Consider the following 13,008-nt stretch of genomic DNA (forward strand, 5'->3'; position numbering starts at 1 on the left):
TTGTCGTCAGCGTTTTTCGCCGTGGGCTTGTTGCGGGTTGATCCGTGTTGGGTTGCTTGCAAGGGCGTGTGGTGGATGCCTTGGCGGACAGGACCGATGAAGGACGTAGCGGGCTGCGATAAGCCTCGGGGAGCCGTCGAGCGGGCTTTGATCCGAGGATTTCCGAATGGGGGAACCCGGCCACCGTCATGGGTGGTCACCGGCTTTGGCCGGGGGGTACGCAGGGAAGTGAAACATCTCAGTACCTGCAGGAAAGGATATTCCGTGAGTAGTGGCGAGCGAAAGCGGATCAGGCCAAACCACGCGCGTGTGATAGGCGCCGGCCGTTGCGCGCGTGGTGTTGTGGGAGAATGCGTCCGAGCCTCCGGCGGGCTTGGCGGCAGTGATAAAACCGTGTGCGAGGCGAACCGGATTGGATGCCGGGCCGCAGAGGGTGATGGCCCCGTAGCCGTACGCGCATGGTCTGCCGGTCGTTTTTCCCAAGTAGCGCGGGCCTCGTGGAATCCCGCGTGAATCCGCCCAGACCGTTGGGTAAGCCTAAATATTCCTGTCCGACCGATAGCGTACTAGTACCGTGAGGGAAAGGTGAAAAGCACCCCGGGAGGGGAGTGAAACAGTTCCTGAAACCGTGCGCCTACAAACCGTCGGAGCCTTTCGGGGTGACGGCGTGCCTATCGAAAAATGAGTCTGCGAGTCAGTGGCATGTGGCGAGCGTAACCCGTGTGGGGTACGCGTAGCGAAAGCGAGTCTTAAAAGGCGTTTTGAGTCGCGTGTCCTGGACCCGAAGCGGGATGATCTAGCCCTGAGCAGGTTGAAGCGCGGGTAAGACCGCGTGGAGGACCGGACCCACCTGGGTTGAAAACCGGGGGGATGACTTGGGGTTAGGGGTGAAAGGCCAATCAAATTCCGTGATAGCTGGTTCTCTCCGAAATGCATTTAGGTGCAGCGTCGGATTCATTACATCCGGGGGGTAGAGCTACTGGATGCTTGCGGGCCCGTACTGGGTACCAACAGCAACCAAACTCCGAATACCCGTGATGCGTATCCCGGCAGTGAGTCGGCGGGGGATAAGCTCCGTCGTCGAAAGGGAAACAGCCCAGATCGTCGTCTAAGGTCCCCAAGCGTGTGCTAAGTGGGAAAGGATGTGGAGTCGCATAGACAGCCAGGAGGTTGGCTCAGAAGCAGCCATCCTTGAAAGAGTGCGTAACAGCTCACTGGTCTAGTGGTTCCGCGCCGACAATGTAGCGGGGCTCAAGCACACCACCGAAGACGCGGCAGCATGCCTTTGGCGTGCTGGGTAGGAGAGCGTCCTGTCAGGGGCGAAGCGGCGGCGCAAGCCGGCCGTGGACTTGGCGGGAGTGAGAATGCAGACATGAGTAGCGAAAGCGGGGTGAGGATCCCCGCCGCTGGATGACCAAGGGTTCCGGGGCCACGTTCGTCGTCCCCGGGTGAGTCGGGTCCTAAGGCGAGGCCGACAGGCGTAGTCGAATGGATGAACGGGTTGATATTCCCGTACCGGCATGAGACCGGCAAAACCGAGGCTTGGAGTACTAACCTCCGCCCCCGGGCTTACCTTTCCTTCGGGAGGGGGATGCGTGGTGGTGTTGGGACCGGTCCTTGTAGTAGGTCAGCGCAGGAGTGACGCAGGAGGGTAGCCGGCCGCGGAGGTGGTTTTCCGTGGTCAAGCACGCGGCCCGTCCCCCAGGCAAATCCGGGGGGCGCGAGGGTGAGGTGCGATGATGGGCGCCGTTGGGCGCGAATCCGGTGATCCCATGCTGCCGAGAAAAGCTTCGGCGTGAGGGCTTGTGCCGCCCGTACCCCAAACCGACACTGGTGGTCAGGTAGAGAATACCAAAGCGATCGAGCGAATCCTGGTCAAGGAACTCGGCAAATTACTCCCGTGCCTTCGGTATAAGGGAGGCCCCTGATGGTGAACCGGCTTGCCCGGGGAGCTGTTGGGGGTGGCACAGACCAGGGGGTAGCGACTGTTTACCAAAAACACAGGAGCGTGCGAAGGCGCAAGCCGCTGTATACGCTCTGACGCCTGCCCGGTGCCGGAAGGTTAAGAGGATCCGTCAGCCCCTTTGTTGGGGTGAAGCGGTGAATTCAAGCCCCGGTAAACGGCGGTGGTAACTATAACCATCCTAAGGTAGCGAAATTCCTTGTCGGGTAAGTTCCGACCTGCACGAATGGCGTAACGACTTCCCCACTGTCTCGACCAGGAGCTCGGCGAAATTGCAGTACGAGTAAAGATGCTCGTTAAGCGCAGAAGGACGAAAAGACCCCGGGACCTTTACTATACCTTGGTATTGGCATTAGGCGCGGATTGTGTAGCATAGGCGGGAGGCTTCGAAGCGGGTGCGCCAGCATCCGTGGAGCCGCAAGGTGAAATACCGCTCTGTTCTCGTTTGATGTCTCACCTCGACCAGTCATCCTGGTCAGGGACAGTGCCTGGCGGGTAGTTTAACTGGGGCGGTTGCCTCCCAAAGAGTAACGGAGGCGCTCAAAGGTTCCCTCAGCCCGGTTGGCAATCGGGTGTTGAGTGTAATCGCACAAGGGAGCTTGACTGCGAGACCGACGGGTCGAGCAGGGACGAAAGTCGGAGATAGTGATCCGGTGCCGGCGCACGGGCGCGGCATCGCTCAACGGATAAAAGGTACCCCGGGGATAACAGGCTGATCATTCCCAAGAGTCCATATCGACGGGATGGTTTGGCACCTCGATGTCGGCTCGTCGCATCCTGGGGCTGGAGCAGGTCCCAAGGGTTCGGCTGTTCGCCGATTAAAGCGGCACGCGAGCTGGGTTCAGAACGTCGTGAGACAGTTTGGTCTCTATCCTCTGCGCTCGTTGGAATCTTGAGGAGACCTGCCCATAGTACGAGAGGACCTGGGTGGACGAACCTCTGGTATGCCGGTCGTCACGCCAGTGGCGCGGCCGGTTGGCTACGTTCGGAAGGGATAACCGCTGAAAGCATCTAAGCGGGAAGCCTCCTCCAAGATCAGGATTCCGTGGCACCCTCGAGTGCCTGTAGTCCCCATGCAGAACACGTGGTTGATAGGCCGGACGTGGAAGCCCCGCGAGGGGTGGAGCTGACCGGTACTAACGGACGAAAGGCAATCACGCAAACCCCCCTTGCGGGGGTTCGATGAGTCTTTATTGCGGGAAACGATTGATGGCAAGGAACACTACGTCACTTGCGGTCAAACACAAGTCATGGAACTCGCGTCCACTATCCGGTTCCCGAACCACCACAAGACCGGCATCCCTTACAGGATGGCCGTGAGAATTGAAGATTTGCGGCGGTCATGGCCCAGGTGAGACGCCCGGTCCCATTCCGAACCCGGAAGCTAAGGCCTGGCACGGCGATGGTACTGCACTCGACAGGGTGTGGGAGAGTAGCACACCGCCGCATCACACGTAAGAAAAGCCCCGATACCACTTGGTGTCGGGGCTTTTCGCGTATGCGAGCCCATGCGCCCGGATCCTCTCCCGTGTGGGGGTCCTTCTCCCCTCAGGCCGCTTCGCGGCCGGCTCCCCTCCAAGAGGGGAGCCGAAAACAGCGTAGGCGCGGCGGGCGGCGTGGGACCACCCCCAGGCGGCTGCGCCGCCAGCCCCCGCCAGCGGGGGCACGAACACACATACCACACACCGCGCGCACCACACACCACGCGCACGGCGCCGATACCGGCCGGACGGGGCGGAAACCCAACGGGCAACGGCAACGGGACCAGACCGCCACACACCGAACACGAACAACCACCACGGCAAGCATCCGACGACGAGAACGACCAACACCACAACACACCAGACACGACCAGACACCGACGACGGGAGCGATCGACTCGTCACGCACGGGACACGGTCAATCATCACAACAAGCATCGGACGACGAGACCGGTCGAACGGGGGCGGACACGAACCGGACGACAACGGGACCAGCCTGTCACACACCGGACACGACCAACCACAAACAGCAACCGACGGATTAACGGGGCTGATCGTGCTTGCATTGTGCCATAACACGGACAGCCGGCGCGTAACGGGGCGCGGCGGGGATAGAGTATCGCGTGTGACGAAGAGCGAGAAGATCACCAACCAGACGAATCAGCTGACCAAGCGGGGCATCATCGTCCTGGTCTGCGTGGGCTTGGCATGTGGGCTGCTATCGGGGCTGTTCGGCATCGGGGGCGGCACGATCATCGTGCCGGCATTGGTGTGGCTGGGGTTGAGCCAGCGCCACGCCGCGGCCACCTCGCTGGCGGCCATCGTCCCGACGTCGATCTCCGGCGTGGTCTCATATGCGCTCGAGGGCAACGTCAACTGGCTGGCGGCCGCATTGCTGGCCATCGGCGTTATCGCGGGAAGCCAGCTCGGCAGCCTGCTGCTCAATCGGCTGCCCGAAGTCGTATTGCGCTGGGTCTGGGTGGTGTTCCTGATCTTCGTGATCTTCCAGCAGCTCTCGTTCACTCCTCCGCGGGACGGCCATCTCGAACTGCATTTCTGGTCCGGCGTGTTCCTGATGCTGCTGGGCGTGGTGGTCGGAGCCATCGCCGGCGTGCTCGGCATCGGCGGCGGCGCGATCATGATGCCGGCGCTGTCCCTGCTGTTCGGAGCCAGCGATCTCATGGCGCGCGGAACGTCGCTGCTGGTCATGTTCCCCGGGGCCATCTCCGGCACGGTGGCCAACTGGAAGCGCGGCATCGTCCATTTGAAAAGCGGCCTGATCATCGGCTGCTGCGCGATCGTCACCGCGCCGCTCGGCACGATGATCGCCGGCTGGATATCGCCGCGCGAGGGTTCGGTCCTGTTCGCGCTGTGGCTGGCCTTTCTGGCGGTCCGCAGCACTTGGACCGCGATCAAGGCGACGAAGCGCAGCCGCGCGGAATCCGCCGACTGATTGCCCCGTATTCGGGCCGTCCCAACGGAACCGGTCACGCCACGCCCAGGGCGGCAATCGTCGGGTGATCACGATGCCGTGATCTCCACGAGAAACCGCAATTTTTTATGTTAGCGTTACCAGCATGTTCCCAGTTTTGCGGGTACGATAGGAACCGTCCACGTACACAAGGGACACGGATGGGCATGGCGCCCGTTGCAGTCGCTGTTTCGAAGGAGAACCAGTTATGGTATACCGCATGATCTTTAATCAGACCGCGTATTTTGGCCGCGGCGCGATCAAGGAGATCCCGGCCGTCGCGAAGTCGCACGGCTTCACCAAGGCGTTCATCGTCACCGATCCGATCCTGCTGAAGACCGGCACCGTCAAGAAGGTCACGGATGTGCTCGACGAGGCCGGGCTGCCCTATGAGGTGTTCGACAACGTCAAGCCGAACCCGCCGGTCGAGTGCATCCAGGACGGCGTGAAGAAGTTCGCCGAGTCCGGCGCCGACTTCCTGATCGGTCTGGGCGGCGGCTCCCCGCAGGATACCTGCAAGGGCATCGGCATCATCACCGCGAACCCGGAGTTCGCCGACGTGCTGTCCCTCGAGGGCGTGGCCGACACCAAGAACCCGTCCGTCCCGATCTTCGGCGTGCCGACCACCGCCGGCACCGCCTCCGAGACGACCATCAACTACGTGGTCACCGACACCGCGAACAAGCGCAAGTTCGTGGCCGTCGACCCGCACGACATCCCGATCGTCGCCTTCGTCGACCCCGATCTGACCGACACGATGCCGCGCGGCCTCAAGGTCGCCACCGGTCTGGACGCCCTGACCCACGCGATCGAGGGCTACATCACGCCGGGCGCGTGGAGCCTGTCCGACTGCCTGTCGATGCAGACGATCCGCATGATCGCCAAGAACCTGGCCAAGTCCGCCGACGGTGACATTCCGGCCGGCGAGCAGATGGCCTACGCCAGCTACATCACCGGCATGGCGTACTCCAACGTCGGCCTCGGCCTGGTGCACGGCATGGCCCATCCGCTGGGCGGCCGCCTCGGCGTGGCGCACGGCGTGGCCAACGGCATCCTGCTGGCCCCGGTGATGGAGTACAACAAGGACTTCACCGGCGAGAAGTACCGCGACATCGCCGACGCCTTCGGCGTCGAGGACGCCTACACCGGCGATCTCGAGAAGGTGCGCGAGGAGGCCGTGCAGGCCGTGCACCAGCTGACCGTGGACCTGAAGAACCCGACCACGATCTCCGAGGTCGGCGCCACCGAGGCCGATCTGGCCCCGCTGGCCCATGACGCCTTCAACGACGTGTGCACGCCGGGCAACCCGCGCCAGGCCACCGAAGAGGACATCCTCAAGATCTACACCTCGCTGATGTGATACTTCGCTGATGTGATCCGGCCGGCCCCGACGGGGCCGAACCGTGACGACTGACGGTTGAGGGGAGTGAAAGCGGAACATGCCGCTTTCACTCCCCTCAACCGTCAGTCGTCACGGTTTTACTCCCCTCAGTCCGCTTCGCGGCCAGCTCCCCTCAGAGAGGGGCGCCTCTCGGTTTACAGGTCCTCGCCTTCGCGCTTGGCGAGCTCCATCTGCTCCTTGAACCAGACCTGCTCCGCCGGGTTCACGTCCTGCGCCTCGAGCAGCTTCTGGTATACCGGGTACAGCGCGTGCAGCCACGGGTACATCGCGTAGAGGCGCCGCTCCGAGCGGTGCTCGCGCCAGTGCTCGGGATGCGCCTCGAAGGTGTTTCTGAACCGCCGCATGTAGCTGTGGAACGATTTGAAGGACGTGTCCATGCGCCGGGCGGAGATGCCGCAGATCATGCGCTGCGAATACACGGTTTTCATCCCCAGGCCGAGCAGGTGCAGCGAGACGTCGATGTCCTCGTGCATCACGTCTTCCTTGTCGGGGCACACCTCGTCGGCGATGCGGTGCCATGCGGTCGCGCGCAGCGCCATGTTCGAGCCGAACAGCAGCACCTGCCCGCCGTCCGCGCGGTACGTATGCCTGCGCACGTGGTCGTCGCCCATGAGACCGACGCGCTTGCCGGGCATGTCGTAGTACACCACCGGGCCGGTGGCCCCCATCGCCTCGGCGTCCTCGGTGAAGATGCCGGCCACGACCTCGACCCAGTCGGGCTTGAGCATGCAGTCGGCGTCGATGCGGCCCAGCACGTCGCCGGTCGCCGCGTTCAGCCCGAAATTGCGCGTGGGGATGAGCCCCTGTTCGGCGTCCTGATGCAGCAGCCGGATCGGCGCTTGGGGATGAGCCTCCATGAACCGCTCAACCGCGCCGGTGGTGTCGTCGGTGGACCGGTTGTCGACGACGATCACCTCATGGGGCATGACGGTCTGACGGATCGCGTTGGTCAGGCAGTCAGCTATCCTGTCCTGTTCATTCCAGGCCGGAATGATGATCGAAACGTTCAGCATGCTTACAGCATACATTTTCGCGGCTACCGACGGCGACGTGCCGGCGGGACGATAGAATAGGGAGCCATGACGCAACAGGATGAACAGAGGATTGACTTCGCATCGGTGTTTCCGGCCAAGGGGGACTCGCGCCGGCCGCCGGACTGGTGGGGGCGGGGCCTGCTGTACGCGGCCATCGCGGTGTTCCTGTCGATTTTCGTATGGCGCTCGTGGGGCGAGGTGTCGTACGTGGTGCTCGACGTCGTCATCTCGATGTTCCTCGCGCTGGCGATGGAACCGATGGTGGTGATGATGGTCCGGCACGGCTGGAAGCGCGGCGCGGCTTCGGCGGTGACCCTGCTGGGGCTGACGGTGATCGTCGTCGCGATGCTCACCCTGTTCGGCAGCGTGTTCGTGCAGCAGATGATCTCGATGGTCGGCGGCCTGCCGGATCTGTACAACCAGATCAAGGATGCCGTGGAGCAGTACTCCTCGTTCAGGATGCCGGACATCGCCAATCTGGGCGGCGAGATCTTCAAGAACCTGCAGACCTCCTGGGTCACCAACGTCGCCGGTCAGGCGATCACCACGACGATGGGGCTCTTCAGCGTGCTGATCAACCTGCTGACCGTGTACATGGTGACGTACTACATCTCCGCGGCCGGTCCCAAGATGCGCCGGGCGGCCTGCCAGTGGCTCGGCGAATCGCAGCAGCGCCGCTTCCTGCTCGCGTGGACGATCGTGCAGGACCAGATCTCGGGCTTCCTGTTTTCCCGCACGATCCTGGCGCTGATCAACGCGACGTGCACGGCGATTTTCCTGGAGATCATCAACGTGCCCTATTGGCTGCCGTTGGCGCTGTTCTGCGGCGTGGTATCCCAGTTCATCCCGACCGTCGGCACGTACATCGGCGGCGCGCTGCCGGTCCTGTTCGCCTGGGGATCCAACGGCGCGACGTACGCGGTCGGCGTGCTGGTGTTCATCATCGTGTACCAGCAGATCGAGAACCTGATCCTGTCTCCGAAGATCTCGCAGCGCACCATGGACCTCAACCCGGCCATCGCGTTCCTTGCCGTGCTGGTGTTCGGATCGCTGTTCGGCGCGCTCGGCGCGTTCCTCGCCCTGCCGATCACCGCCAGCCTGCAGGCGATTTTCAAGGTGTACACCAAGCGCTACGAGCTGGTCGACTCGCCGCTGCTGTATGACCCGGATCCGGAAAAGAAATCGAAGGTCGTGGAAGGCGCCGAGGCGTTCAGCGAGCGCGTCATCAAGCCGATGAGCGACCATATGCCGCGCGCGGCGAAGGGCACGAGCGCCCGTGTGCCGATCAACGACGAGCTGCAGGAGCTGACCGAGCAGGTGTACCGGCGCCCGACCGCGCAGCAGCTCGACGATTCGGAAACGGTGGCGATCCCGAAGGGCGTGCTCGGCGGGCGGGGCAAGGCTGGGTTCGCCGGGCTGGCCGGATCGGAGCCGGCGGACGCGCGGCCCGGCGCCGACGAGCCCGGCGCGGATGACGCATCCCCCGACCCCGGAACCGATCGCGGAACCGACCCCGAAGCCACGTCCGGAACCAAACCGGAAGCCGGCCCGGCGGCCGGCCCCGCAAGCGATACGACGCACGACAACCCAAGGAGCAAGTGGCGCTGATGGCATTACTGTCCGTTCTCGATCTGCTGATGGTCCTCGTCGGCGCCGTCGGCATCGGCTACCAGGCGCTGTGCATCCTCATCTCGCTGTTCGCCAAGCCGGTCACCTTCCCCACGGCCCCGATGGACCGGCACTACGCCGTGCTGATCTCGGCGCGCAACGAGGAGCAGGTGATCGGCAACCTCATCGACTGCATCCAGACGCAGACCTATCCGAGAGAGCTGATCGACATCTGGCTTGTCGCCGACAACTGCGACGACGGCACCGCCGAGGTCGCGCGGTCCAAGGGCTGCCATGTCATCGAACGCTTCAACAAGCAGCTGATCGGCAAGGGCTACGCGCTGACCTACCTGCTCGACCGCATGAACGAGTCCGGCGCGTCCGACAAGTACGACGCGTTCTTCGTGTTCGACGCCGACAACCGCCTCGACAAGCACTACTTCGAGGAGATGAACAAGGCCTTCCAGGCCGGGTTCCGCATCCTCACCAGCTACCGCAACTCGGTCAACCTGTCGGATAACTGGGTCTCGTCCGGCTCGGCCCTGTGGTTCATCCGCGAGTCGCGGTTCCTGAGCGCCTCGCGCATGCGGCTTGGCAACAGCTGCCACGTCGGCGGCACCGGCTTCATGTTCTCCAAGGAGGTCATGAAGCGCAACAACGGCTGGAAATTCCACCTGCTCACCGAGGACCTCGAATTCACGATGGACTCGGTGCTGCACGGCGACCGCATCGGCTACTGCGGCACCGCGATCCTCTACGACGAGCAGCCGGTCACCTTCCAGCAGAGCTGGCGGCAGCGCCTGCGCTGGAGCAAGGGATTCCTGCAGGTGTTCCGCTACTACGGCCCCGCCCTCATCAAGCGCGCGGTGCGCGAGCGCGACTTCTCCGCCGTGGACTTCACGCTGCTGCTGTGCCCGTTCACCGTGCTGGGCATCACCCGCGTGCTGCTCGGATGCCTGTTCGTCGCGTTCGGGTTCGTGACCTGGCAGAGCCAGATCGCCTCGATGAGCGGCTGGGCGTCGGGCATCGTGCTGAGCGTGCTCGGCATGATGGCGCTCGCCGCGCTGACGATCATCGCCGAGCGCGACCAGATCGGCGCGACGAACAAGGAGCTGTTCGCGTATGTGCTGAGCTTCCCGATCTACATGCTCAGCTATGTGCCGATCTCGTTCCAGGCCATCTTCGCGAAGGCCCAGTGGAAACCCATCGCGCATAAGGGGTAACGGCGGGTAGCGTCGGGTAGCGGCGGGCGGAGGCTGAGGCGCGCGCCGAGATTTGTGTACACGGATGCGGTCCCGCTGTGCGCCTCGGCTAGACTGAAATCCATGAGTACAGACAATGATCAGGCGAATGTCAATTTTGGCCCGATGGTGCAGCCCGGGCGGCCGGCGCCGGCGCGGCAGCCGCTGCCGGTGATGCAACCGGGCGCGCCGACCGCCATGCCGCCGGCCATGCCCGCCGCGCCGGCCCCCGCCATGCCGGCGGTGCCGCCGAACCCGCAGGCCGCCGTCTCCATCCGCGGCCTGTTCAAGCGTTTCGACCGGAAGATCGCGGTCAACGGGCTGGCGCTCGACATCCCGATCGGCTCGTTCTACGGCCTGGTCGGCCCGAACGGCGCCGGCAAGACGACCACGCTCAACATGGTGACCGGTCTGCTGGTGCCCGACGCCGGCACGGCGATGATCCTCGGGCGCGACGTGTGGAGCGACGTGAACACGGCCAAGCGCATGATCGGCGTGATGCCCCAGCCCGACCAGATCTTCGATCGGCTCACCGGCCTGCAGCTGCTGGTGTACGCCGGCATGCTGCGCGGCATGTCCCGCGACGAGACGATGCGCCGCGCGAAGGACCTGCTGAACGCCTTCGACCTCGCCCAGGCGGCGAACACCATGGTCACCGACTATTCGGCCGGCATGACCAAGAAGATCTGCCTGGCCTCGGCGATGATCCACAGCCCGCGCATCCTGGTGCTCGACGAGCCCTTCGAATCGGTCGATCCGGTCTCCAGCGCGAACCTCAAGGACATCCTCATCGAATACGCGCGCACCGGCGGCACGGTGATCATCTCCTCGCACGTGATGTCCCTGGTCGAGAAGATGTGCACGCATGTGGCTGTGATCAACAATGGCCAGGTGCGCGCGGCCGGCACCGTCGACGAGGTCGCCGCGGGCGAGGACCTTGAGGACCGGTTCCTGCAGCTGGTCGGCGGGCGCCACGAGGCCGCGCATCTTGCATGGCTCGACGGCGGCGGCCCGGACGATCCGGCGGGCGGGCAGACGGGTCGTCCGGTCGACCAGCCCGATGCCGGCAGCACCGGAGCACCGGCCGACGGCATGCGGGGCGAACGATGATCGCCACCGCACGCACGCTGATACAACTGCGCTGGGCGCTCACCTGGGCCATCCTGCGCAAGTCCACATTGCAGACCATCGGCTACATCATCGCCTCGCTGATGGCGCTTGGCGCGATGGTCGGCACCGCCGCCCTCGCCTTCCAGGTCGGCGGCGAGTTCCACGCCGCCATACCGGCGGATCTGCTTGAGCGGGTATACGGCTCCGATGGCGTCATTCGCAGCCTCGTCGTCATCGGAGGGACGTCCCTGACGCTGTTCATCGCGATGATCCAGCTGATGCTGATCGGCGAGGGATCGACGATGAGCTCGCGCAGGTTCGCGCTGTACGGCATCGAGGACCGGCGGCTGCAGTTCGGTCTGCTGGCCTCCGGCCTGTCCGGACTGCCGGCGATCACCGGCGTGGTGTGCATGCTGGCATGGGCCATGGCCTACCGGCCGATGGGGTCGGCCGCCGTGGTCGCCGAGCTGGTCGCCGCGCCGCTCATCATCGTCACGATGATGAGCATCGCCAAGCTGATCATCTCGCTGTCCACCACGCTGGTCACCTCCAAGCGGGGCAAGAGTGTCTTCTACATAGTCACCGTGCTGGTGTTCGTCACGATCTGCCAGATCCCGTCGATCCTCCTCAACAACGGGTTCGACCCCGGCAACGGGTTTGGCCCCGGCATCAACCTCGACCTGCGCCAGCTGGCCCCGTTCGCTGCCGTCGCCGCATGGACGCCGCTCGGCGCCGGATTCCAGCTGCCCTTCGACGCGATGGCCGGCGATTGGCTGCCCTTGGCGGCGCGCGTCGCCATCCTGGCCGCCACCTGGGCGGTGTGCTTTCTGGGCTGCACCTGGTGCCTCAAGCGGGAGCGCCTGACTTTGGGAGCGGGGGGCCCGGCCGTCAGGATCAAGGGGGTCGGCGCGTTCCGGTCCATGCCGGACAGCGTCTCCGGCGCGGTGTCCGCGCGCCTGGTCACCTATCTGCGGCGTGACCCGCGCCTGGCCATGATGTTCGCGATGCCGGCGTTCTTCGCCGTGATCTTCGGCCTGCAGTCCCACGACATCAACGTCATGGTCTGGCAGTCGCTGATCTGGGGCGGCTGGATGTTCTCGATCGTGGAGAGCAACGGCCTGTCCTACGACGGCCGCGGCTTCACCATGCAGGCGATCAGCGGCGTGCGCGGTCTCGACGACCGCATCGGCCGAGTCCGGGTCTACGCGGGCATCATCGTGGTCTATCTGGCGGTGCTCGCCGTGGCGATCGGCCTGTACACCGGCGACTGGTTCACGCCGTCCGGCGCGCTGACCGGTCTGGTGTTCCTGGCGCTCGGCTATGACGCGGCCTTCTGCTCGCTGGGATTGGCCGAGGTGGTCTCCTGTGTGTTCATGTACCCGGTGCCCTCGATGGACAAGCCGTTCTCGTCGCCGCAGGGCCGCGCGATGGCGCAGGGCTTCTTCCCGTTCATCTACATGCTCGGCAGCTTGCTGCTGGTCCTGCCGACCGGCATCGCCGCGGTTGCGCTGGCGCTGACCGGCGTGTGGGATACGGCGTACTGGCTGCTGATCCCGATCGCGCTCGTCAACGGCGCCGCGGCGCTTGCGATTGGTTCATGGCTTGGCGGTAAGCTGATGGATGCGCGGATGCTGTCGATCGTCAAGACGCTCGATTCGTTCGCCTCGCTGCAGAAATAACCGTTCGTCGCAGACAAGG

7 protein-coding genes and 2 rRNA genes are annotated in these 13,008 nt (G+C 64.3%); 8 read left to right on the forward strand and 1 reads right to left on the reverse strand.

Annotated elements, in window-relative coordinates:
• The first annotated feature begins 48 nt into the window (after nt 1–48).
• The 4 genes from BBSC_RS02995 to fucO all read left to right on the forward strand — a co-directional run bounded on the left by BBSC_RS02995 (nt 49) and on the right by fucO (nt 6,275).
• Nucleotides 49–3,123 (forward strand): 23S ribosomal RNA (locus BBSC_RS02995).
• Between the two features lie 172 nt (nt 3,124–3,295).
• Nucleotides 3,296–3,412: ribosomal RNA gene (rrf, locus tag BBSC_RS03000) — 5S ribosomal RNA — on the forward strand.
• A gap of 657 nt (nt 3,413–4,069) precedes the next feature.
• Nucleotides 4,070–4,897, forward strand: coding sequence for a sulfite exporter TauE/SafE family protein (locus BBSC_RS03005; protein ID WP_046726072.1), 828 nt, complete (start codon nt 4,070–4,072; stop codon nt 4,895–4,897).
• A 226-nt stretch (nt 4,898–5,123) separates the two neighbouring features.
• The gene (gene fucO / locus BBSC_RS03010; protein WP_033519856.1) at nt 5,124–6,275 is read left to right on the forward strand and encodes a lactaldehyde reductase; all 1,152 of its coding nucleotides are present in this window, start codon (nt 5,124–5,126) and stop codon (nt 6,273–6,275) included.
• A gap of 176 nt (nt 6,276–6,451) precedes the next feature.
• Here the strand turns inward: fucO and BBSC_RS03015 are convergent, their stop codons facing one another.
• Nucleotides 6,452–7,330, reverse strand: coding sequence for a glycosyltransferase (locus tag BBSC_RS03015; protein WP_033519855.1), 879 nt, complete (start codon nt 7,328–7,330; stop codon nt 6,452–6,454).
• A 66-nt stretch (nt 7,331–7,396) separates the two neighbouring features.
• Here BBSC_RS03015 and BBSC_RS03020 point away from each other — a divergent pair, with 66 nt between their 5' ends.
• From BBSC_RS03020 to BBSC_RS03035, 4 genes are all read left to right on the forward strand, one after another.
• Nucleotides 7,397–8,959, forward strand: coding sequence for an AI-2E family transporter (locus BBSC_RS03020; protein WP_033519854.1), 1,563 nt, complete (start codon nt 7,397–7,399; stop codon nt 8,957–8,959).
• Entirely contained in the window at nt 8,959–10,182 is a 1,224-nt protein-coding gene (locus BBSC_RS03025; protein ID WP_033519858.1) for a glycosyltransferase family 2 protein, read from the forward strand. The genes BBSC_RS03020 and BBSC_RS03025 overlap by 1 nt, the downstream gene beginning before the upstream one ends.
• 192 nt (nt 10,183–10,374) lie before the next feature.
• Nucleotides 10,375–11,310, forward strand: coding sequence for an ABC transporter ATP-binding protein (locus tag BBSC_RS03030; protein ID WP_374042862.1), 936 nt, complete (start codon nt 10,375–10,377; stop codon nt 11,308–11,310).
• Nucleotides 11,307–12,989 (forward strand): hypothetical protein, encoded by a 1,683-nt coding sequence (locus BBSC_RS03035; protein ID WP_033519853.1) that lies wholly within the window; start codon nt 11,307–11,309, stop codon nt 12,987–12,989. The genes BBSC_RS03030 and BBSC_RS03035 overlap by 4 nt, the downstream gene beginning before the upstream one ends.
• Nucleotides 12,990–13,008: the final 19 nt, after the last annotated feature.

The organism is Bifidobacterium scardovii JCM 12489 = DSM 13734 (assembly GCF_001042635.1).
In the GTDB taxonomy this organism is placed as follows: Bacteria; Actinomycetota; Actinomycetes; order Actinomycetales; family Bifidobacteriaceae; genus Bifidobacterium; species Bifidobacterium scardovii.

What these genes read in the sequence shown, in the direction of transcription:
- BBSC_RS03015 (WP_033519855.1), bottom strand. Translation starts at nt 7,330, where the DNA reads ATGCTGAACGTTTCGATCATCATTCCGGCCTGGAATGAACAGGACAGG.
- BBSC_RS03035 (WP_033519853.1), top strand. Translation starts at nt 11,307, where the DNA reads ATGATCGCCACCGCACGCACGCTGATACAACTGCGCTGGGCGCTCACC.
- BBSC_RS03025 (WP_033519858.1), top strand. Translation starts at nt 8,959, where the DNA reads ATGGCATTACTGTCCGTTCTCGATCTGCTGATGGTCCTCGTCGGCGCC.
- fucO (WP_033519856.1), top strand. Translation starts at nt 5,124, where the DNA reads ATGGTATACCGCATGATCTTTAATCAGACCGCGTATTTTGGCCGCGGC.
- BBSC_RS03020 (WP_033519854.1), top strand. Translation starts at nt 7,397, where the DNA reads ATGACGCAACAGGATGAACAGAGGATTGACTTCGCATCGGTGTTTCCG.
- BBSC_RS03030 (WP_374042862.1), top strand. Translation starts at nt 10,375, where the DNA reads ATGCAACCGGGCGCGCCGACCGCCATGCCGCCGGCCATGCCCGCCGCG.